This window comes from Caballeronia sp. dw_276, from assembly GCF_018449635.1.
In the GTDB taxonomy this organism is placed as follows: domain Bacteria; phylum Pseudomonadota; class Gammaproteobacteria; order Burkholderiales; family Burkholderiaceae; genus Caballeronia.
Window position 1 is genome coordinate 72,967 of sequence record NZ_JAAVUV010000008.1, and the last position, 21,363, is coordinate 94,329.

At 60.2% G+C, this 21,363-nt stretch carries 20 protein-coding genes, 1 pseudogene and 3 riboswitches; of the genes and pseudogenes, 11 read left to right on the forward strand and 10 right to left on the reverse strand.

All coding sequences use genetic code 11. From position 1 onward, the window contains the following. Positions 1-128 precede the first annotated feature (128 nt). Positions 129-2,684, forward strand: coding sequence for an adenosylcobalamin-dependent ribonucleoside-diphosphate reductase (locus HB633_RS18120; protein WP_213779568.1), 2,556 nt, complete (start codon positions 129-131; stop codon positions 2,682-2,684). A gap of 61 nt (positions 2,685-2,745) precedes the next feature. Here the strand turns inward: HB633_RS18120 and HB633_RS30930 are convergent, their stop codons facing one another. The 3 genes and pseudogenes from HB633_RS30930 to HB633_RS18130 form a co-directional block, all read right to left on the reverse strand. Continuing rightward, the gene (locus HB633_RS30930; protein ID WP_255580993.1) at positions 2,746-2,874 is read right to left on the reverse strand and encodes a hypothetical protein; all 129 of its coding nucleotides are present in this window, start codon (positions 2,872-2,874) and stop codon (positions 2,746-2,748) included. A gap of 36 nt (positions 2,875-2,910) precedes the next feature. Further along, positions 2,911-3,267 (reverse strand): DUF4148 domain-containing protein, encoded by a 357-nt coding sequence (locus HB633_RS18125; protein WP_346730340.1) that lies wholly within the window; start codon positions 3,265-3,267, stop codon positions 2,911-2,913. 448 nt (positions 3,268-3,715) lie between these two features. Further along, positions 3,716-4,624, reverse strand: a pseudogene (locus tag HB633_RS18130) (LysR family transcriptional regulator); the annotation flags it as partial. A gap of 206 nt (positions 4,625-4,830) precedes the next feature. On the opposite strand from HB633_RS18130, the gene HB633_RS18135 reads away from it, so the two are divergent. The 5 genes from HB633_RS18135 to HB633_RS18155 all read left to right on the forward strand — a co-directional run bounded on the left by HB633_RS18135 (position 4,831) and on the right by HB633_RS18155 (position 12,109). Next, entirely contained in the window at positions 4,831-5,685 is an 855-nt protein-coding gene (locus HB633_RS18135) for an alpha/beta hydrolase (RefSeq protein WP_213779571.1), read from the forward strand. A gap of 39 nt (positions 5,686-5,724) precedes the next feature. After that, the gene (locus HB633_RS18140) at positions 5,725-6,909 is read left to right on the forward strand and encodes an efflux RND transporter periplasmic adaptor subunit (protein WP_213779572.1); all 1,185 of its coding nucleotides are present in this window, start codon (positions 5,725-5,727) and stop codon (positions 6,907-6,909) included. Between the two features lie 118 nt (positions 6,910-7,027). Then, positions 7,028-10,222 carry an efflux RND transporter permease subunit gene (locus tag HB633_RS18145; RefSeq protein WP_213779573.1) on the forward strand — a complete coding sequence of 1,065 codons (3,195 nt, stop codon included), beginning with the start codon at positions 7,028-7,030 and terminating at the stop codon, positions 10,220-10,222. Between the two features lie 11 nt (positions 10,223-10,233). After that, on the forward strand, positions 10,234-11,772 hold the full coding sequence (locus HB633_RS18150; protein ID WP_213779574.1) for an efflux transporter outer membrane subunit: 1,539 nt from the start codon (positions 10,234-10,236) through the stop codon (positions 11,770-11,772). A 103-nt stretch (positions 11,773-11,875) separates the two neighbouring features. Then, positions 11,876-12,109, forward strand: a complete 234-nt coding sequence (locus HB633_RS18155) for a hypothetical protein (protein ID WP_213779797.1) — start codon at positions 11,876-11,878, stop codon at positions 12,107-12,109. 19 nt (positions 12,110-12,128) lie between these two features. On the opposite strand, the gene ppk2 is transcribed toward HB633_RS18155, so the two are convergent. After that, the gene (gene ppk2, locus HB633_RS18160; protein ID WP_213779575.1) at positions 12,129-13,025 is read right to left on the reverse strand and encodes a polyphosphate kinase 2; all 897 of its coding nucleotides are present in this window, start codon (positions 13,023-13,025) and stop codon (positions 12,129-12,131) included. 233 nt (positions 13,026-13,258) lie between these two features. On the opposite strand from ppk2, the gene HB633_RS18165 reads away from it, so the two are divergent. Both HB633_RS18165 and HB633_RS30935 read left to right on the forward strand, forming a co-directional pair. Then, positions 13,259-13,816, forward strand: a complete 558-nt coding sequence (locus tag HB633_RS18165; RefSeq protein ID WP_213779576.1) for a DUF2878 domain-containing protein — start codon at positions 13,259-13,261, stop codon at positions 13,814-13,816. A 70-nt stretch (positions 13,817-13,886) separates the two neighbouring features. Further along, positions 13,887-14,219 carry a hypothetical protein gene (locus HB633_RS30935; RefSeq protein WP_255580996.1) on the forward strand — a complete coding sequence of 111 codons (333 nt, stop codon included), beginning with the start codon at positions 13,887-13,889 and terminating at the stop codon, positions 14,217-14,219. Here HB633_RS30935 and HB633_RS18175 read toward each other — a convergent pair whose 3' ends face one another. Then, positions 14,220-14,780 carry a histidine phosphatase family protein gene (locus HB633_RS18175; RefSeq protein ID WP_213779577.1) on the reverse strand — a complete coding sequence of 187 codons (561 nt, stop codon included), beginning with the start codon at positions 14,778-14,780 and terminating at the stop codon, positions 14,220-14,222. A 23-nt stretch (positions 14,781-14,803) separates the two neighbouring features. Beyond that, positions 14,804-14,990, forward strand: a riboswitch (cobalamin riboswitch). 65 nt (positions 14,991-15,055) lie between these two features. Between HB633_RS18175 and HB633_RS18180 the strand changes: the two genes are divergently transcribed. Both HB633_RS18180 and HB633_RS18185 read left to right on the forward strand, forming a co-directional pair. Beyond that, the gene (locus HB633_RS18180; protein ID WP_086386651.1) at positions 15,056-15,253 is read left to right on the forward strand and encodes a CbtB-domain containing protein; all 198 of its coding nucleotides are present in this window, start codon (positions 15,056-15,058) and stop codon (positions 15,251-15,253) included. A gap of 8 nt (positions 15,254-15,261) precedes the next feature. Then, the gene (locus HB633_RS18185) at positions 15,262-16,029 is read left to right on the forward strand and encodes a CbtA family protein (RefSeq protein WP_213779578.1); all 768 of its coding nucleotides are present in this window, start codon (positions 15,262-15,264) and stop codon (positions 16,027-16,029) included. Positions 16,030-16,078: 49 nt separating this feature from the next. On the opposite strand, the gene HB633_RS18190 is transcribed toward HB633_RS18185, so the two are convergent. Genes HB633_RS18190 through cobA form a run of 5 tightly spaced genes read right to left on the reverse strand, consistent with a single transcriptional unit; the run spans position 16,079 to position 19,385 of the window. Further along, on the reverse strand, positions 16,079-16,321 hold the full coding sequence (locus tag HB633_RS18190) for a DUF1289 domain-containing protein (RefSeq protein WP_213779579.1): 243 nt from the start codon (positions 16,319-16,321) through the stop codon (positions 16,079-16,081). Beyond that, complete coding sequence (locus tag HB633_RS18195; RefSeq protein ID WP_213779786.1) at positions 16,318-17,610, reverse strand: cobyrinate a,c-diamide synthase; 1,293 nt, start codon at positions 17,608-17,610, stop codon at positions 16,318-16,320. The genes HB633_RS18190 and HB633_RS18195 overlap by 4 nt, the downstream gene beginning before the upstream one ends. A gap of 1 nt (position 17,611) precedes the next feature. Further along, positions 17,612-18,214 carry a cob(I)yrinic acid a,c-diamide adenosyltransferase gene (gene cobO, locus HB633_RS18200; RefSeq protein WP_213779580.1) on the reverse strand — a complete coding sequence of 201 codons (603 nt, stop codon included), beginning with the start codon at positions 18,212-18,214 and terminating at the stop codon, positions 17,612-17,614. Beyond that, entirely contained in the window at positions 18,214-18,609 is a 396-nt protein-coding gene (locus HB633_RS18205; RefSeq protein WP_213779581.1) for a cobalamin biosynthesis protein, read from the reverse strand. Before HB633_RS18205 ends, cobO begins: the two co-directional genes overlap by 1 nt. Next, positions 18,606-19,385 carry a uroporphyrinogen-III C-methyltransferase gene (gene cobA / locus HB633_RS18210; RefSeq protein WP_213779582.1) on the reverse strand — a complete coding sequence of 260 codons (780 nt, stop codon included), beginning with the start codon at positions 19,383-19,385 and terminating at the stop codon, positions 18,606-18,608. Before cobA ends, HB633_RS18205 begins: the two co-directional genes overlap by 4 nt. Positions 19,386-19,520: 135 nt before the next feature. Beyond that, a riboswitch (cobalamin riboswitch) is annotated at positions 19,521-19,793 on the reverse strand. Between the two features lie 82 nt (positions 19,794-19,875). Continuing rightward, positions 19,876-20,124: riboswitch (cobalamin riboswitch) on the forward strand. A gap of 150 nt (positions 20,125-20,274) precedes the next feature. Here cobA and cobW point away from each other — a divergent pair. Further along, positions 20,275-21,363, forward strand: a complete 1,089-nt coding sequence (gene cobW / locus HB633_RS18215) for a cobalamin biosynthesis protein CobW (RefSeq protein WP_213779583.1) — start codon at positions 20,275-20,277, stop codon at positions 21,361-21,363.

Genomic DNA, 21,363 nt, shown 5'->3' on the forward strand with positions numbered 1-21,363 from the left:
GCGACTTCATGTCGCTCCTCCGGCAGGACTACTCCCAAAGGAGTAAAACCGTGCCGGATGCTCACGGGGCGGGACCACGTGGCGCAACTCCGAACACAACGCACTACCGCTGGACATGAGGACAGAACATGGCTGAAGACGATTTGAAGCTGACGGTTTCACCGCAGCAGTTTTCCATCGACGTAATGCTGGAAAAGTACGCAAAGGGCGATGAAACGCGGATCGAAGACATTTACCGAAGGGTTGCGCGAGGTGTGGCGCTTGCGGAGCCCGAGGCGCGTCGCAAACAGGCCGAAACAGAGTTTTTCGAGAATTTCCAGCGCGGCGCGCTGGGCGCGGGCCGCATCATGAGCGCGGCCGGCACGGGCATTCAGGCAACACTTATCAACTGCTTCGTGCAGCCCGTGGGCGACGCGATTCAGGGCAGCGATGAGAACGGCTTGCCGGGCATTTATGTCGCCTTGCTGCAGGCGGCCGAAACCATGCGGCGCGGCGGCGGCGTGGGCTACAACTTTTCGGCCATCAGGCCGAAGGGCGCACGCGTGCATTCGACGGGTTCGGCGGCGTCGGGACCGTGCAGTTATATGGACGTATTCGATGCATCGTGCAGGACCGTGGAAAGCGCAGGCTCGCGACGCGGCGCGCAGATGGGCATTCTCGATTGCACGCATCCCGACCTGCTCGAGTTCATTGCAGCGAAACATGTAAAGGGGCGGTGGAACAACTTCAACGTTTCGGTCGCGGTGACCGACGAGTTCATGCAGGCCGTATCCGACGACGCGTCGTGGCAGCTTGTGCATCGTGCTGAACCATCGCCGGCATTCAAGGCTTCCGCCGATGCGCATCAGCGTGACGATGGTTTGTGGGTGTATCGCGAGGTGCAGGCGCGTGAAGTGTGGGACACGATCATGCGATCGACCTACGACGTGGCCGAGCCGGGCGTGGTCTTCATGTCGCGCATGAACGACGACAACAACCTGCGCGCCGTGGAAACGATCCGGGCGACGAATCCATGTGGCGAGCAGCCGTTGCCTGCATATGGCTGCTGCAATCTCGGGCCTCTGAACCTGACGCGTTTCGTGCGCGATCCGTTCGCGCAACGGCACGGCGGCACGCCGGTTTTCGATTGGGACGCGCTTGCAAAAAGCACGCGCACGCAAGTTCGGTTTCTCGACGACGTGCTCGACGTCACGCTCTGGCCGCTGCCTGAACAAGACAAGGAAGCGCAGGACAAGCGGCGCATTGGCGTAGGCTTTACGGGACTCGGCGATACGCTCGTAATGCTCGGCGTGCGCTACAACTCGCAAGCGGGCCGCGAGTTCGCGACACGCGTGGCGCGCACGATGCGTGACGAGGCATATCGCGCATCGGTGGAACTGGCGCGTGAACGCGGTGCGTTTCCTCTGTTCGATGCAGAAAACTACCTTGAAACAGGTACGTTTGCGTCACGCTTGCCCGATGACCTGAAGGCCGAGATCCGCCGCGACGGTATTCGCAACAGCCACCTGCTTTCCATTGCGCCGACCGGAACTGTGAGCCTCGCGTTCGCAGATAATGCGTCCAACGGAATCGAACCTGCGTTCTCGTGGACCTATACCCGCACGAAGCGCATGGCCGACGGTAGCAGGCAATCGTTCGCTGTTGAAGATCACGCATACCGGTTGTATCGCGAGCTCGGGGGTGACGTGAAGTCGTTGCCCGACTACTTTGTCAGCGCGCTCGACATGTCCGCGCACGATCATCTGGAGATGATGGCGGCGGTCCAGCCGTTCGTGGACACATCGATTTCGAAAACGGTGAACGTGCCGGCCGACTATCCCTTCGACGCCTTCAAGGATCTTTACTTCGATGCATGGCATCGTGGCCTCAAGGGGCTCGCCACGTACCGGCCGAACGAGACGCTGGGGGCCGTGTTGTCGGTTACGCCTGAAGCGCCGGCTGTGATTGCTTTGGACCCGTCGGATGCAGCCGACTCGGAAGTGCAGCTCGATCCGCTGCGTATTGCCATCGATCATCGGCCGCGCGGTGAATTGCCGGCGATCATAGAGAAGGTGGAATACCTCACGCAAGCGGGCAAGAAGTCGCTTTACGTGGCGGTGTCGTTCATGGAGATCACGGGGCGTCTTGGCGGCGAGGATGTCACCATCGAGCGGCCTATCGAGTTCTTCATTCCAACGGGTCAGCGTGATGAATCACAGCAGTGGATCACGGCGACCATGCGATCGTTGTCTCTTGCAGCGCGCGGCGGGTTTGTGGCGCGTAATCTGCAGGACATGCGCAAGGTATCGTGGGATCGCGGCCAGGTGCGGCTAGGTGACGTAGAGCGTCTCGATGGACACAGGTCGCCGCGTTGGCACGATTCCGAAGTCGCCGCGCTCGCGTATGCGATCCAGCAGATCTTGCATCGACGTGGTTTCCTCGATGTCGAAGGCGGTCAAGTGCCATCGCGTTTGCTTGCTCAGCGTCGCAAGGAAAACGCGGCCGCGACGCCGGATGCCCCGGATTCTGTCGATGACAGCAGCGACATCACTGCCGTAGTCGAAGAAAACGCAGATGCCGCCAATCCGCATGCGTTGCTGCCAATCCCCGGCCGCAAATGCCCGACGTGCGGCGCGAACGCGATGATCCGCAAGGACGGCTGCGACTTTTGCACTGCGTGCGGCGAAGTGGGCGCCTGCGGGTAACACAGCTTGAATCTTCGTTGACCGCGGACCTCGTGAGTTCGCGGTCAATCTTCTCCAACGTTCAATTCTCAAGCTCGACAGCGGCTTCTTCGCGTATGGCTTCCGGCCTGAAGGGCGTCCATAACGGCTGCGCTTCGGGCAACCAGTCATCGAGTGCGGAAAAGTCTTCCAGCGGTGCGAGATCATCCATGATCGGCTCCTGGTTATTCAACGTGAATCAAGGCGATTATTGGATTTGCGGCTTGCCGCTTTGCATGACCGAGCCGTTTGCGAACTCGACTATCGAACGATTGCGTTCTTCCGCAAGCGCTGCATCGCGGGCGCGTTGTTCGTGTTGAGCCGCGATCGCGACACCTGCCATGCTGCGATCCGGATACGTGTTGCGGTTCAATGCGGGCAATGTTCCGTTCGCATACGAAGCAGCGAGTTCGGCGCGAACCTGCTCGCGGGTCATCGTGCTTTGCGCGGTCGTTGCGGTTTGATATGTTCCGGCGCGTCCAATGCCGCCATCGGCGAAAGCGGTCGTTGAGACCAGCGCGGATACAGCGGAAAGCGAGAGAGCTGCGATTGCGGTTTTCACGATGTTGTCCTGTCGGTTCAAGCGATGGCACGATTCAATCGATGCCATTCGATTAGATGCACAGAGCAGCGAACGGCAAAAGGTGAGTGCCGCGCTGCGACAGGACGAAATGTAGTCAACCGCGACTGCGGGATAAATGATGCTTAGGCGAATTGATTAATCACGAGATCCGAACAATCGCAAAGCGCCTTATTCCAGCAGGTTTTGGCAGAATGCTATCGGTGTAATAGGGGCTTTAAGCCCTTACATTGGAAGTGGTTGAAGTAAGGGATTGGAACGCGAATGACATTAAGCGGTGAAGGGTTTAATCGCTGTAAAAGCCGGCGATTAAACCCCTTGAACATGCATTTTAAACAACCACTTCAGCGGTTCCTGCAACATCCGGCGTTCCGTGCTTGACGACCACCGACCGGGGCGTCGCCGTCGGCAAGCAGCGTTCTTCCGCATCTTCCTGACCGGACAACAACGGGCAACGTTCGAACAATTCGGCGGCCCAGTCAACGAACACGCGCACTTTGGGCGACAAGTGCCGGTTGTGCGGATACACGACTGAAATAGGCATGGGCAAGGGCTTCCATTGCGGCAGCACTTCGATCAGCTCACCCGAACGCAGGTACGGAAGCGCCATGAACCGTGCGATCTGCACGAGCCCCACGCCCTTTACGCCGCAAGCCAGGTAAGCCTCCGCATCGTTCACGGCGATGGCGCCGCGCATCTTCACATCGACGGATTTTCCATCGATGACGAAGTCCATATCCATCACGCGGCCAGTACGGCTCGAAAAATAATTCACCGCCGTATGCTGCTGCAATTCCTCGATGGTATGCGGCACGCCATGCAGTTCCAGGTAATCCGGACTTGCCGCGGTCAGGCCTTGAAAAACGCCAATCCGACGTGCAACAAGACTAGAATCCTGCAAAGTCCCCACGCGAATCACGCAGTCCACGCCTTCCTGAATCAGGTCGACCGGCTTGTCGCCAAAACCGATCATCAATTCGATGTCCGGATAACGCGTATGGAATTCACACAATTGGGGCATGACGATCATTCGTCCGATCGACCCTGGCATATCGATCCGCAATTTGCCGCGCGGACCCTTGCCTGTATTTGCGAATGAACTCTCGGTTTCCTCGATGTCCGCGAGAATCCGCACGCAGCGCTCGTAGTACGCAGCACCGTCAGGCGTGAGGTTCAAGCGTCGTGTCGTACGTTGCAGAAGACGCACGTTAAGAAACGCTTCAAGGTTCTGAATAATCGTTGTCACCGAGGCGCGAGGCATATCCAGCGTATCTGCAGCGCGCGAAAAACTATTGGTATCGACGACTCTTGTAAATACCTGCATAGCTTGTAGCCGGTCCATTTTTCTCTCACCGTCAAATCTTTGCAGCGGATGGAATAAAGGCGCTGCGAGGATGTTGTAGGAATGGGCAGTGTCAATTGATCGTGATTGTTCAGCGCGACCGAATTGTGTTGCCGGATTATAGGCATTTATTTCGAAAGACGTAGACCTCAGAATTCGTCCCATCGCAATCAAGGTGGGATGGCGCGGACGCGCTGAAAATAACCATGGCATCGACGTTGGATCTGGGCCTCTGCATAGAGGATGTTCGAATCGCGGGACATGCGCAACCCATAACCTTGCGCAGTTATCGCCCCGCATCGGACGGCACCGTCCTGCCGGTCGTGCTTTATTTTCATGGCGGCGGTTTTGTTCGCGGCACGCTGGACGACGCGAATATTGCCGCTACGACCATTGCCCGCGATACACCCGCGTGGGTCGTCTCGGTGGGTTATTCGCTCGCGCCGGCTTTTCCTTTTCCGGCGGCGCCTGAAGACGCGTACCGGGCGGCGCAGTGGGTGGTGGCGAACGCTCGTGCGCAAGGAGCCGATGCAAACCGCATTGGCGTGGCGGGACACGACGCAGGCGGCAATCTCGCGACATGTCTTGCGGCAGTTGCCCGGGATCGCGGTGACATCGCGATTCACGCGCAGGCTTTGCTCGCGCCTTTGCTCGATCCGAGCATGACGCGCATGGCCGACGAGAATAAGGTGCTCTCACCGGACATTTGCGCGTCCGAGTGCGCCCAGTGTTACCGGGCGTATTTGCCCAATGCTTCGCAACGGCTTCATCCGTATGCAGCGCCGCTGGAATCGCGGCGGCTTGCAGGGCTGCCGCCGGCGCTCATCGCGAGCGCCCAGCACGACTTGCTGCATATAGAAGCCGAGAAATACGCGGGCGAATTGATCGCAGCGGGCGTGCCGACTGAAGTGACGCGGCACGTCGATGCATCGCATTACGGGCTGGCGGCGGATCCGTCCGCGCTCGCCGATGTGGTCGCGTTTTTCAAAAAGCGGCTCAGAGACAGGGCCGATCGCACAACGCGTACGAGCGCCAAGCCCAAGGCGCACGCAGCACACTAAAAATTTAAAACAATCTCAACGACTTAATTGGAGCATCGCATGTCCATCACTCGCAAACGAATAACCGTCGCGCTAGGGGCGACGCTGGTCGTGGCAGGCATCGGCACATACACTGCCATGCACGGCTTCGGCCTTCCGGTAAACAACGCCGAGGCCGCTGTCCAGGCCGCGCCGCCAGCAACCGAAGTGGATGTCGCCACGGTGGTCTCGAAGACCATCACCGACTACCAGAATTATTCGGGACGCCTCGAAGCCGTCGATAAAGTCGATATCCGGCCGCTCGTGCCGGGCACGATCGTAGCCGTGCATTTCACCGATGGCGCGCTGGTCAAGAAGGGCGATCCGCTCTTCACGATCGACCCGCGGCCTTACGTGGCGGCGGTCGATCAGGCTGCGGCGCAGCTCGCGGCGGCTCAGGCGCGCAACGGCTATACATCGACGGATGCCGCGCGCGCCGAGCGTTTGCTGACGGACAATGCGATCGCCAAACGCGATTACGACGAGAAGCAGAACGCCGCACATGAGGCGGCCGCCAATCTCAAGGCGGCGCAAGCGGCGCTCGAAACCGCCAAGATCAACCTGACGTACACGCATATCGTGGCGCCGGTGTCGGGTCGCGTGTCGCGTGCGGAAATGACAGTGGGCAATATTGTTTCCACGGGTTCGAGCGCGCCGTTGCTGACCACGCTGGTTTCGGTGTCGCCGATCTACGCATCGTTCGATGTCGATGAACAAACCTATCTGCGTTATTTGAGCCGCGACTCGCGCTCGAGCGTGCCGGTTTCGCTTGGCCTTGCGAATGAGGATGGTTTCTCGCGCGAAGGCAAGGTGGCATCGGTCGATAACCAGCTGGATACTGGCTCGGGCACCATCCGCGTGCGCGCCCGTTTCGATAACAACGACGGATCGCTGGTGCCGGGCCTGTATGCCCGCATCAAGGTCGGCGGCGGTACGCCGCATCCGGCGGTGCTGATCGAAGATGCGGCGATCGGTACGGACCAGGACAAGAAGTTCGTCATGGTCGTCGATAAAGACAGCCGTGTTCAATACCGTGAAGTCACGCTCGGCACCCAGAGCGATGGTTTGCGCGTGATCGTGAAGGGCTTGCAGCCGGGCGAACGGATCGTGGTGAACGGTCTGCAGCGCGTGCGTCCGAACGATGTCGTCAAACCCAATTCGGTAGCAATGGCGAGTGCGTCGCCAGCAACAAAAGAAGCTTCATAAGACGCGCTTTATAGCCGCTTAACAGTGGCTCCTGGCGTGTGTCGATAGCAGCGGGTCTTTCACGAGACCCGCTGCGGGAAACGCGCGCGCGGCCTCTCATGCTTATAAAGAAACCGTCATGAACATTTCCAAGTTTTTCATCGACCGCCCGATCTTTGCGGGCGTGCTATCGGTGCTCATTTTATTGGCGGGTGTCATCGCCATGTTCAAGCTGCCGATCTCCGAATATCCGGAAGTCGTGCCGCCGTCCGTGGTCGTCCATGCGCAATATCCGGGCGCGAACCCGAAGGTGATCGCTGAAACGGTGGCGTCGCCTTTGGAAGAGCAGATCAACGGCGTGGAAGACATGCTGTACATGCAGTCGCAGGCGAACAGCGACGGCAACCTGAACATCACGGTGACGTTCAAGCTCGGCACGGACCCGGACAAGGCACAGCAATTGGTGCAGAACCGCGTGTCGCAAGCGTTGCCGCGTTTGCCGGAAGACGTGACGCGTCTTGGTGTGACGACGATCAAGTCGTCGCCGACGCTCACCATGGTGGTTCACTTGAACTCGCCGAATAACCGCTACGACATGACGTATCTGCGTAATTACGCGCTGATCAACGTGAAGGACCGGCTTGAGCGTATTCAGGGCGTGGGGCAGGTCCAGCTCTGGGGTTCGGGCGATTATTCGATGCGCATCTGGCTCGACCCGCAAAAAGTCGCGCAACGCGGCATGACCGCGACCGATGTAGTGAACGCCATTCGCGAGCAGAACGTGCAGGTGGCGGCCGGTGTGATCGGTTCATCGCCGACCTTGCCGAACGTGCCGCTGCAACTGAACGTCAACGCGCAAGGCCGCTTGCAGACCGAACAGGAATTCCGCGACATCGTGCTGAAGACTTCGCCCGATGGCGCCGTCACGCACTTGCATGACGTGGCGCGGGTGGAACTGGCGGCATCGGAATATGGCTTGCGTTCGTTGCTCGACAACAAGACTGCCGTAGCAATGGCGATCAACCAGCAGCCAGGCGCGAACTCGCTGCAGATCTCCGACACGGTCCGCAAGACCATGAAGGAACTGCAGGCGGACATGCCCGCGGGCGTTGAATACCAGATCGTGTATGACCCGACGCAGTTCGTGCGTTCGAGTATCGATGCCGTGATTCACACATTGGCCGAAGCGATTGCGCTGGTCGTGCTGGTGGTGATCGTGTTCCTGCAGACGTGGCGAGCCTCGATCATTCCGTTGCTGGCCGTGCCGGTCTCGATCATTGGTACCTTCTCGTTGCTGCTTGCGTTCGGATTCTCGATCAACGCGTTGTCTCTCTTCGGGATGGTGCTTGCCATCGGGATCGTGGTGGACGATGCGATCGTGGTGGTCGAAAACGTCGAACGAAACATCGAGGCAGGGTTATCGGCGCGGGAGGCGACCTATCAGGCGATGCGAGAGGTGAGCGGGCCAATCATCGCGATTGCGCTGACGCTGACGGCCGTGTTCGTGCCGCTCGCGTTCATGTCGGGCCTGACGGGTCAGTTCTACAAGCAGTTCGCGATGACCATCGCCATCTCGACGGTGATCTCCGCGTTCAACTCGCTGACCTTGTCTCCGGCGCTCGCAGCATTGCTGCTGAAGGGCCACGATGAACCGAAGGATTGGCTTACGCGCGGCATGGATCGCGTGTTCGGCGGGTTCTTCCGCCAGTTCAACAAGGTCTTCAAGCGTGGTTCGGAGAAGTACGGCAAGGGCGTGACGGGCGTCATCAACCGCAAGGCGGCGATGATGGGCGTGTATGTGGTGCTGCTTGCCGGCGCCGTGCTGATGGGCAAGGTCGTGCCGGGCGGTTTCGTTCCCGCGCAGGACAAGGAGTATTTGATCAGCTTCGCGCAACTGCCAAACGGCGCATCGCTGGATCGTACGGAAGCGGTGATCCGCCAGATGACGGAGATCGCGCGCAAGACGCCGGGCGTACAAAGCGCGGTGGAGTTTCCGGGTTTGTCGGTGAATGGTTTCACCAACTCGTCGAGCGCCGGCGTGGTGTTTGTGACGCTCAAGCCGTTCGATGAACGTAAGGGCAAGGCGCTGTCGGCCGGTGCGATCGCGGGTTCCTTGAACCAGCAATACTCGGTGATCAAAGGGTCGTTCATTGCAGTGTTTCCGCCGCCGCCGGTTCTGGGTCTCGGTACGCTGGGCGGTTTCAAGCTGCAACTGGAAGATCGTGGCGCGCTGGGTTATGCCGCCTTGAACGACGCAACGCAGGCGTTCATCAAGCGTGCATCGCAGTCGCCCGAACTCGGACCGACGTTCTCCAGCTATCAGATCAATGTGCCGCAACTTAACGTGGATCTGGACCGCGTGAAGGCGAAGCAACTGGGCGTGTCCGTTACCGACGTTTTCAGCACGATGCAGGTGTATCTGGGCTCGTTGTACGTGAATGACTTCAACCGCTTTGGCCGTGTGTATCAGGTGCGGGTGCAGGCGGATGCGCCATTCCGGGCGAACACGGAAGACATCGGTTTGTTGAAGACGCGTAACGCGAATGGCGAAATGGTGCCGCTGTCGTCGCTCGTCAAGGTGACGCCTACGTATGGTCCGGAAATGGTCGTGCGCTACAACGGCTACACCTCGGCCGATATCAACGGTGGTCCGGCTCCGGGTTATTCGTCGGGTCAGGCGCAAGCTGCGGTTGAACGCATTGCAGCCGAAACGCTGCCGCGCGGCATCAAGTTCGAATGGACTGACTTGACGTACCAGCAGATCCTCGCAGGCAACGCGGCGTTGTGGGTGTTCCCGATCAGCGTGCTGCTCGTGTTCCTGGTGCTGGCCGCGTTGTATGAAAGCCTGACGCTGCCGCTTGCCGTGATCCTGATCGTGCCCATGAGCATTCTTTCCGCGCTCATTGGCGTATGGCTTACCGATGGCGACAACAACATCTTCACGCAGATCGGCTTGATGGTGCTGGTGGGCTTGTCGGCGAAGAACGCCATTTTGATCGTGGAGTTTGCGCGCGAGCTGGAAATGCAGGGACGTTCCATTGTGGAAGCAGCCATTGAAGCAAGCCGCCTGCGTTTGCGTCCGATTCTGATGACGTCGATTGCTTTCATCATGGGCGTGGTGCCGCTGGTGATTTCATCGGGCGCCGGTTCGGAAATGCGTCACGCGATGGGCGTGGCCGTGTTCTTCGGCATGCTCGGGGTCACCTTGTTCGGCCTGATGCTTACGCCGGTGTTTTATGTGCTGTTGAGAAAGCTGGCGGGCGGCGAACATCTCGTCGACAAGCATGGCCACAATCCGCACATGCGCGGTGTCAATGCTTCGCTCGAAGCATGAGAGAGATTGAAATGAAAACGCTGAATATCAAACGATGGCTGGGATTGTCGGCGCTGCTCGGGTCGTTGCTGGTCGTCGCGGGCTGCTCGCTCGCACCGACCTACGCCAAGCCCGACGTGAAGGAGCCGGCCGCGTTCAAGGAAACGTCGCAGACAGTACTTGCCGCCTCGGAGCAGGGTACCTGGAAGACGGCGCAACCGTCGGAACAGGTCATGCGTGGCGAATGGTGGACCGTCTTCAACGACGACACGCTGAACGATCTCGAACGCCAGGCCGCCGATGCCAACCAGAACCTGAGGGCTGCGGCAGCACGCGTGAAGGAATCGCGTGCAATCAACCAGACAGCGCGCGCAGGTTTGTTCCCGACGCTCGATGCGGGTTTCGGCCCGACACGCGAAAAGTTGTCGCCCGCGTCGCAGCTTCAGCCGCAGAACGTCAACATCCCGTCGCAGACCCTGTGGCGTGCGCAGGCGAGCGCCTCGTATGAAGTGGATCTGTTTGGGCGCGTGTCGGATTCGGTGAAGGCTGCAAACGCCGACACCGCACAAAGCGAAGCGCTGTTCCGCTCGGTGCAACTGGCTTTGCAAGCTGACGTGGCGCAGAACTACTTCAACCTGCGCGAACTCGATGCCGAGAACGACGTGTTCGCACGCACGGTTGCGTTGCGCGAGCAAAGCCTGAAGCTCGTGCAGCGCCGCTTCGCCGAAGGCGATATCAGCGAACTCGACGTCGCGCGCTCCCGCTCCGAACTGGCGAGCGCGAAGTCGGATGCCATGACCGTGCAGCGCATGCGTGCGGCGTCGGAGCATAGCCTTGCCGTATTGCTTGGCAAGGCGGCATCGCAATTCACCATGGCCGCAAACCCGCTGACGCCGGTCGATATCAAGATTCCGCCGGGCCTGCCTTCGTCATTGCTTGAACGCCGTCCGGATATCGCGGCGGCTGAACGTGCAATGGCTGCGGCGAATTCTCGGATCGGCGTGGCGAAGTCGGCGTTCTTCCCGTCTTTGAACATTACGGGATCGGGCGGTTTTGAATCGGCGACGCTGGGTGATCTCTTCAACTGGTCGAGCCGTACGTTCCTGCTTGGACCGTTTGCGGGCACGGCGCTCAATCTGCCGATCTTCGATGGCGGACGTCGCAAGGGTAACCTCGCGAACGCGCGCGCTATCTATGAAGAGGACGTGGCGAATTACCGGCAACAGGTGCTGGTTGCGTTCCAGGAAGTGGAGGACAACCTTTCCGATCTGCGCATTCTGGAAACGCAAACGCAGACCCAGGCTGAAGCCGTGAGCGCATCGAATCGTGCAGCGCAGCTTTCGCGCACGCGATACACCGAGGGCGCAATCAATTACCTCGATGTGATCGATGCCGAGCGCACCGTGCTGCAATCGCAACGCACGGCCGTGCAACTCGCGGGCGTGCAGGCGACGTCCACGGTGAACCTGATCCGTGCGTTGGGTGGCGGCTGGGGCGATATGCCGGTGGCATCGGCTGAACCGGCTCCGGCTGCTTCAGATGCGTCGAACGCGAGCGTGGCTTCGCGATAAAAGACGCGATTGTTCAATCCGCGCGACAAGTGTCTTCGATTGCAGCGGGTTTATCCGGAGGCTCCCGATCCGTAGAATTCTAACTATGGATACGGGAGCCGTCATGAAAGCATTAATTGAACGACAACTCTACCGGCCTGCCGTCGTACTTCCTCTGTTGGTCCTGATGCGCCTGATGGTGACGCTCGATTTCAACCTGATGCAAGTGACGTTCGTCGTGGTCATGAAGAGTTCGCAATACATATTTCAAGTGGTATTCAGGCATCGCCACGATCGTGACGATGCTCAAAAGCCGCAGCAGGTCCATGCCATGCATGAAAAGACCTGCCACTGCTGAAACACGTTTTTAGCCAGCCTCAATACACTTCCGGAACGACCATGGTTTCCGGGACCGGCTGGCGCAAGTAGTCATCGTTGTACACGCGGTCGGGCAATTCGATTGTGGGGTGTTCGATCTCGTGATACGGCACCTGGCTCAGCAAATGGCTGATGCAGTTAAGGCGAGCACGTTTTTTATCGACCGCCTGCACCACCCACCACGGCGCCTCCGGAATATGCGAGCGGGCCAGCATCACTTCCTTCGCCTGTGTGTAAGCCTCCCAGCGGCGGCGGCTTTCAAGATCCATAGGGCTGAGTTTCCACTGCTTGAGCGGGTCCTGAATGCGCGCCTGGAAGCGCACTTCCTGTTCGTCATCGGTGATCGAGAACCAGTACTTCAGGATCTGCACGCCGCTTCTCGCCAGCATCTTTTCGAATTCCGGCACTGAGCGAAAGAACTCTTCATATTCGTCGTCGGTGCAGAAATTCATCACCCGTTCCACACCTGCGCGGTTGTACCAGCTGCGGTCGAACAGCACGATCTCGCCGCCCGCCGGCAAGTGCGATACATATCGCTGGAAATACCATTGCGTGCGTTCGCGATTGTTCGGCGCGGGCAGGGCGGCCACGCGGCAAACGCGCGGATTCAGGCGTTGCGTGATGCGCTTGATCGCGCCGCCCTTGCCGGCGGCATCGCGGCCTTCGAAAATCACCACCAGCCGATGCCCGCTTGCAACCACCCAGTCCTGCAGCTTCACGAGTTCGCCCTGCAGACGAAACAGCTCGCGGAAGTAGACCTTGCGCTGTTCACGTGCTTCAGCGGAAAACGCGCCGTCGCCGTCCAGAATCCGGTCGTCGACTTCCATCTCCAGTTCTTCGTCGTAGCTGTCGATCAGGTCTTCTTCGAAGCGGCGCTGTTTATCCTGCGAATTCATGAGTAGCTCCGTTGGTTTGGCGTGTTGGCTGGCGTCCGAAGGATCAGGACGCAATACTGCACAGTGGCGATTATCCGGCTGGTTGATTTCAGGAATGTTACGGCAGGAGGGAAGAAAACGGGCGGCCTATTCGTTGGATGATTCGGCGTTGCTTTGAGAAACGCGATGCCGAAACGTTAGTGCGTTCGATGCGGTAGGATCGCCGCCAAGCCAATCCCACAAACGCGAGACGCATGTCCCATTCATCCAGCAAATCCTCCTTCGAGCGTTGGGCGCCGACCGTTTATTTCATCGTCGGACAGTTGGGGTGGTTTGCATGCGTGTTGAGCGCAGCGCACGACGTGCCGTGGATCGGCGTTGCCGTCACGCTGGTGCTGGTCGCGGTGCATCTCGCACGCGTCACCCGGCCGATGCAGGAAATCAAGTTGCTGGTGAGCGTCGTCGTCATCGGCGCCGTTTGGGAAAGCGTGCCTGTAGCGGCCGGATTGCTTGATTATCCGAACGGGACGGTCATTCCCGGTGCCGCGCCTTACTGGATTCTCGCGTTGTGGGCGCTGTTTGCCGCGCAGTTCAACACCACCTTCGGCTGGCTCAAGCCGCGCATGCTGCTGGCGGCGGTGCTGGGCGCCATTGCCGGGCCGCTCTCGTTTCGGGGTGGCGCCGCGCTGGGTGCCGTGCGCTTCGCTCAGCCTTTGGCGGCGACTCTCACGCTGGCACTCGGCTGGGCTGTATTGTTGCCAGTCCTGATCCTGTTGTCGCGACGCTGGGATGGGGTGCACGGCGACGCATGACGCCGTCAAGGTGGAATAGTCCTTGCTAAGTAAAGGTCATACGACTTACGGATAGTCCAGGGCATTACCGATGACACGTCACACCGAAATCCAACTCAGCGAAATCGGCTGGAGCCCCCAGCGCGATGTCGCGACAATCGCGAGGCAAGCATGCTCGGACGCGATTCCTGCCTCGGGTGCCGGCGCGCGCGGTGCAACGCCGCCCGCGACTTACTTCATCTCGGTGCTGGAACTTGCAACTGGTGAAAAGCTCGGCAACAACGAGCGGCTGCGTGCCATTGCTATGCTTGAAGCGCATTTCGCGGCTGGCCGTCCACGTACGCTCAAAGAGGCGGTCCGGATCTGCGCGGGCGCAATCGATTCATCGACGCTTCAGCGCATGGCGCGCGGCGCCGGGGCCTGATCAGACGAGCGGCTTGTATCGAAGGCGCCATGTGTCGTCAGAGCGAGTCAGCGTGATCGCCGAGAGCGGCTCCAGATCCATCTTGTAGACCCCCGCCAGCGGCGCCTCCAGCACTACAGCAAGCGCGACCTTGACTACAATCGCGTGCGTGCTTATCAGCGTGACGCCGCTGTGGCGTTGAGTATCGAGCGCGCTTCGAACCCTTGCCTGCAGGGCTTCCAGACTTTCGCCACCATGCACGGCGCTGTCCGGTTCCGATAACCACGCGCTCAACGCGTCGGCCTCTTCATCGTAGATCTCTTTCAACGAACGACCGTGCCAGCGTCCATGATCCAGGTCGCTCCACTGGGCATCAGTAGACATTCCCACGCCGAACGCCTGGCCCGTTTCCACGGCGGCCAGCGATGGACTCGTGATCACGCGATCTGGCACATAAGCCGATGCCAGCGCGGAAAGGCGCGGACGCTCGAGCTGTTCTATCGGGTCATCGAGCGTGGGAAAGAAACCGGCTTTCATGGCGTGCGTTGCCGCATGGCAGAGCAAAATCAGTTCGTTTTTCATGGCTTTTGGATTCGTTTCAGTTGATGCATCGCTTTACTTTCGGTGCACACATCTTAGAATGGCAAGCTTGCAGCGCGAGGAAGCCGGTGAGAACCCGGCGCGGTCGCGCCACTGTGAGCGTGCCGGACGCGCTTTCATACCCTGAATCAAGGTACGAAAGTCCATTCGATGCACGCAAGTCAGACCCCCGCTGCAGCCTTCTTTTTTCTTACGGGACGCGCTTATCCCCTGGAGTTGTCATGAATCAAGCCAACGCAACGGCGAATCTGTCCGGCATGAATCCCGCATTTGATGCACCCGTACCTATTCCGGTGCGTGAAGTGCTGCCGTGGGCGGTGTTTATCGGCCTGCTTTTGTTGATCGCGATTTATTTCGTGGGCGCGGAGCAAGGCGCAACGTCGATCTTTCAGGGCATGTATATCCACGAGTTCGTGCACGATGGTCGTCACCTGCTCGGTTTCCCCTGCCACTGAGACCGTACATGATCAGAAACCTCCTTATACGCGGCATGATCGCGGGACTGGTCGCGGGCCTGCTCGGCTTCGGGTTCGCAAAGACATTTGGCGAACCATCGGTGGATCGCGCCATTGCATTCGAATCGCAGCAGGAACATGCGCATGAGCAGGCAGAAGCGGCTTCCGGGCATGCGCACGAACATGGCGACGCCGTCGAACTGGTCAGCCGCGGCACGCAGGCGGGGCTTGGTTTGCTGACGGGCGTTGCGGTGTTCGGTACGGCGCTGGGCGGTTTGTTCTCGCTCGTGTTCGCGTTTTCGTATGCACGGCTCGGTGCATTGCGCGCGCGCGGGACGTCGGCGTTGCTTGGTTTGTTCGGCTTCGTGACTGTTGTCGTCGTGCCGTTTCTGAAGTATCCGCCGAACCCGCCGTCCGTGGGGAATCCCGAGACCATCGGTGCGAGGACCGCGCTGTTTTTCGGCATGGTCGCCATCTCGCTCGTGGTGGCCGTATTTGCTGTCCGGCTGCAGCGCCGCATGCAGGCGGCGCACGGCAACTGGAACGCGTCGCTGATTGCGGTGGCGGTTTATGTCGTATTGATGGGTGTGGCGTATGTCGCCCTGCCGCCAGTCGATGAAGTCCCGGCGCAGTTCTCGGCGACCTTGCTGTGGAATTTCCGCGTGGCCGCGATCGGCATTCAGGCGGTGCTCTGGACCACGCTCAGTCTGCTTTTCGGCGTGCTCGCCCAGCGCGAAGTGGAGCGCGTGCCGGCGCGGCGTGTTGCGGCAGCGTAGGCGTTACGGATGATTCTTTGGGCAAGGGCGGCTTACGAGCCGCCCTTTTTCATGCTGCTGCTTTTCTGGCGAGCAAAGTGGGGAACAGCCCGAGTTTGTCGGCATCGGGCAGGGTCTTCCATGCCTTGATCTCTTCGCGGCTTCTGAAGCAGCCTTCGCAATAGCCGGTGGTTTTATCGAGGCGGCATACGTCCGTGCAGGGTGATCCCACGGGCTGAAGCTGGCTCGCACGTTCGATAGTGAATGCAAGTTCGAGCGGCGTTTTTACAGGTGTTTCCAAAGGCATCGTCATAGCGGTTCACCGCGAAAGAGGGCGGCGGCTGCCGCCGGATTCGTCGGCCAGTAAGTGTGCATGTAGGTCGCGGTGATCGGGCCATGCTGGTAGACGGCTTCGCCTTCCTTGCCCGTTGTTGCGTGCGTTGCCGTGAGAACAGGCGGCATGACAGTCGTCACCGACGAATAGTGGAAGGTGTGTCCCGTACTGATGCCGTGACGGCTTTCGATGCGTTGCATCGCGAGGCGCGAAAGGCGCTTTTGCATCTTCGCGTCGCCGGGCAAAAGGCCGAGCATCGCGTGCTGTGCGCCGTCGATATCAGTCAGCGATTCAAGCAGATACAGCATGCCGCCACATTCGGCGACCACTGGTTTTTCCGCTTCGATATGCGCGCGAATCGATGCCGCCGTCGTCGCGTTCGCGGCAAGGCGTGCGGCGTGCAACTCGGGATACCCGCCGGGAAGATAAAGCGCATCGGCATGGACGGGTTCGTCGGCTAATGGCGAGAAGGTCGACAGCGTTGCGCCCATTGCTGTAAGCAGGTCGAGATTGGCCGGGTAGATGAACGAAAACGCGGCGTCGCGCGCGATCGCGATATGCACGCCTTCGAGCAAGCGTGGAGGTTGCTCGCGGGGTTCAGGGGCGAAATCGATTGCTGGCGGAAGCTCGCATAACGCGGTTTTGCCGATGGCATCCGCCGCCCGGTCGAGCCGTGCATCGAGATCCGCGACTTCGGCCGCTTGCGTCAGGCCAAGGTGACGCCCGGGCAACGCGACGTCGTCCATATTCGACAAACATCCGCAATAACGCACGCCTTCCGGAATTGCCTCACTCAACATTTGCGCGTGCCGCTCGGACGCGACACGGTTTGCGAGCACCCCATAAAACGGCAGGTCATCACGATACCGCGCGAGCCCGAACGCCAGCGCGCCGAAGGTCTGGGCCATGCCGTGCGCGCCGATCACCGCAAGCACGGGCACGCCGAACGTTGTGGCGAGATCGGCGCTGCTGGGCGTGCCGTCGAAGAGACCCATCACGCCTTCTATCAGGATCAGATCGGCGGTTTGCGCGGCCTCGGCGAGCAACGCGCGGCAGCCGCGCTCGCCCACCATCCACAAATGCAATGCATAAACGGGCGCGCCCGATGCACGTTCGAGGATCATCGGATCGAGGAAATCGGGACCGGTCTTGAAAACGCGCACGCGCCGGCCGAGCCGTGTGTGATAACGCGCGAGCGCTGCTGTCACGGTGGTCTTACCCTGATTCGATGCAGGCGCGCTGATGAACAAAGCGGGGCAGGCGCGCACGTCAGAACTCGACGCCACGTTGCGCCTTCACCCCTTGCTCGCGATACGGATGCTTCACCGGACGCATCTCGGTGACGAGGTCCGCCACTTCGACCAGCGCTTCGGGCGCATGACGTCCGGTGACGACCACGTGCAGCATGTCGGGTCGTGCGTTGAGCACGCCAAGGACTTCATCGAGCGGAAGGTATTCGTACTTCAGCACCGTGCAGAGTTCGTCGAGCACGACCATCTGGTACTCGCCGCTTTCGATCATCTTGCGCGCTGCGTCCCAGCCCTTGCGGGCGGTGGCGATATCGGCGTCGCGGTTTTGCGTGTCCCACGTGTAGCCGTCGCCCATTGTGATGAAATCGCAGTTCGCGATCGCGCCGAGAAAATCGCGTTCGGACGTATGCAGCGCGCCCTTGATGAACTGCACCACGCCAAGCCGCATGCCGTGGCCGAGTACGCGCACGGCCATGCCGAACGCGGCTGTGGTCTTGCCTTTTCCCGTGCCCGTATTCACGATCAGCAGGCCCTTTTCAATCGACGCCTGCGCCTGCTTTTTTTCGTGGCCTTCCTTGCGCCGCTGGGTCATGCGCAAATGCGCTTCTTCGTCCGTTTTCATCACGTTCTCTCGTTGTCTGTTTGTTGATTCGAATGGTCTTCGGCGATGGCAACCGTCACACCATCCATCACGATCTTGGGGCGCACGATCCGTCCATTACGCGAAGCCATAAGCGCGCAAGGCTCGCACACGCCATCGATTCCGATCAGCGCCCGTACCTGTTCCGAGGCGCGCGTCCGAACTTGCGCCACGCGTTCTTTCGCGAAAAATTCTATCGGCAAGTGGTGAAGCGCGGCGAATTCGAGCAAGGCGGTTTCGTCCCGCTTGTCCTCAATCGATGCCAGCGCGCACACATTCGAAAGCGGCTCGTTGCCGAGCGCCGCAAAAAACGCCGCATGAATCTGCGCGACGCTTACGCCACGCCGGCAGCCAATGCCGATCACCCACGCGCTCACGTTTGCGAACCCACGAAATCCAGCGCGCTCGTCAAACCAAGTGCCGCGACGGACCCGATCACGACGATCGCCGGCGCGGCGATTCCCGCACGTTCCACTGCTTCCGCAAGATGTCCGACAGGCGCGCGCAAATGCCGTTGATCGGAACGCGTGGCGCGTTCGATTGCCGCCGACGGCGTGGCCGGATCGAGTCCGGCTTCCATGAGCGCGGCCACGATATCGGCCAGGCGCCGCACGCCCATATAGACGACCAGCGTCATGCCCGTCGCGACCAGCGCTCGCCAGTCGGGCTCGGCGGCCCCGGTTTCGCGGCTTGCGCCATGGCCCGTGACGAACACGACGCCCATCGTGTGATCGCGATGCGTGACCGGAATGCCGACAGCCGCTGGCGCCGCGATCCCCGCCGTAATACCCACGACCACTTCCACTTCGATACCCGCAGCGTGCAGCGCCTGCACCTCTTCGCCGCCGCGTCCGAACACAAACGGATCGCCGCCTTTGAGCCGCGCGACCACACGTCCGGCGCGCACATGCGCCAGCATTTCCTCGATGATCACCGCCTGAGGCGTCGACGGATGGCCGCCGCGCTTGCCGACGTACTGAACCTGCGCGCCTGCGCGGGCGAACTTGAGCACATCGGGATTCACGAGGTCGTCGACGAGCACGATATCCGCTTCCGACAGCGCGCGCACGGCCTTGAGCGTCATCAGCTCGACATCGCCCGGACCCGCGCCGATCAGCCAGACGCGCGCGCGTTTTTCGATGGATGCGCTCATCGTTCTGCGCCATCCACGCGTTCGAAACACGCGGAAAAAAGCGGGCAAAAGTACGGCAGATTTGAATTCATGTAAGACGATAAATGCATTACGTCCTTCATCCGTCCCTCGCGGATGCGGCGTCCGGCGCGTCTTTGACGCGCCACTTGCGCTGGCCGGTATCCGGGCTTGGCGACCCCATTCGCTTGAGCCTTCCCGCTTTGCAAGGCAGTGGCAGTGAAGCAAATGTGCTTCGATTGAACCCTTGATCCAGGCGATTCGAACCGGTGCAGGTCGCGTACCGTTGCGGGGACAGCACAGGTCTTTCATATGCAGCGGCGCCGGGAATACGCGCCGCTGCATCCTGTTTCCCGTTTAACTACGCGCGCAGGAAAAGCGCGCGTGAGCACCAGACGCGAGCCAAAGATAGCACAGGCGAGCGTGCTGGCGCTTGGGTTTTCCGAGTCGCTTCAAAACGCTGCAACCTTGACCTCAAGGCGTCACCGGCCTAGACTTGGCGCAGTTTTCTGGTGCTCGCGCGCGGTCTCTCTCCGCGCGCAGTTAAACGGGAAGCAGGGAGCGCCGCCGGACACTCGGGCGCGCCAACCTGCGCTGCCCCCGCAACGGTAAGCGAAAGTCGCGCGACGTTACATTCGCGCGGCAAAGCCGGCTTCGAACACCACTGCACGCGCGTTGCGTGCGGGAAGGTGAAGCGGCATTTTCGCCAGCCCGGATACCGGCCGGAACGAATCAACACCAGGAGTCAAAGGTGCCGCGGGGATGCGGTACGGGCTCGACACTTTCACCATGCTTTGCCGGGTTTGAAGCCCAGTTTGCTTTTCGCTTGCCTTATTTGCGGCGCAGGGCTTTTTCCGGCATCGGGCAGTCAATCGATAAAACGGAGTACAGGATGCAAATGCGCAAAATCCCGGTCACGGTCGTCACGGGTTTCCTCGGCAGCGGCAAGACCACCTTGATGCGGCACATCCTCGAAAACGCCAAAGGGCTGCGGATCGCGGTGATCGTGAACGAGTTCGGCGAACTGGGTATCGATGGCGAGATCTTGAAGGGTTGCAGCATCGGCTGTGAGGACGAAAGCACCACCGATCAACCGAATCTCTATGAACTTTCGAATGGCTGCCTGTGCTGCACCGTGCAAGAAGAGTTTTATCCGGTGATGGAGCAACTCGTCGAGCGCCGCGAGCAGATCGATCACGTGCTGATCGAGACATCGGGTCTTGCTTTGCCTAAGCCGCTGGTCCAGGCGTTCAACTGGCCATCGATCAAGAACGCGTTCACCGTTGACGCCGTCGTGACCGTGGTCGATGGACCCGCCGCCGCGAGCGGCCAGTTCGCGGCGAACCCGCAAGCCGTCGATGAACAACGCCGCGCCGATCCGAACCTCGATCACGAATCGCCGCTGCATGAGTTGTTCGAAGACCAGTTGGCGTCAGCCGATCTGGTGATTCTCAACAAGACCGATCTCATGAACGACGCGCAGCAAAGCGCGGTTGAAACGCTGATTCGCGGCGAGATTCCGGCGGGCGTGAAGATCGTTCCGGCCACGATGGGACAACTCGATCTACATGCTTTGCTCGGGCTCGAAGCGGCGTCGGAGACGACGATTCATCTGCGCGTAGACCATCACGGTTCAGTGGACGACGAAGGTCACGCCGATCATCATCACGATGACTTCGATTCCGTCGTCGTCGAGGCGCGCGTGGAATCACGCGACGCGGCCGTCGCGGCATTGCGCACGCTGGTCGATGTCAACACGATTTATCGCGTGAAGGGTTTTGCCGCGTTGCCGGGCACGCCGATGCGCCTTGTCGTGCAGGGCGTGGGGCAACGTTTCGATACGTACTTCGATCGCCGATGGACACCTGCTGAAGCGGCAGTCGGAACCAGCCGTTTCGTGCTGATCGGCGAAGACCTCGATCAGCCGCGCCTGCAAAAAGCGCTTCTCGACGCGCTCGCAAGCGTAACCGTGCAGGCTTAA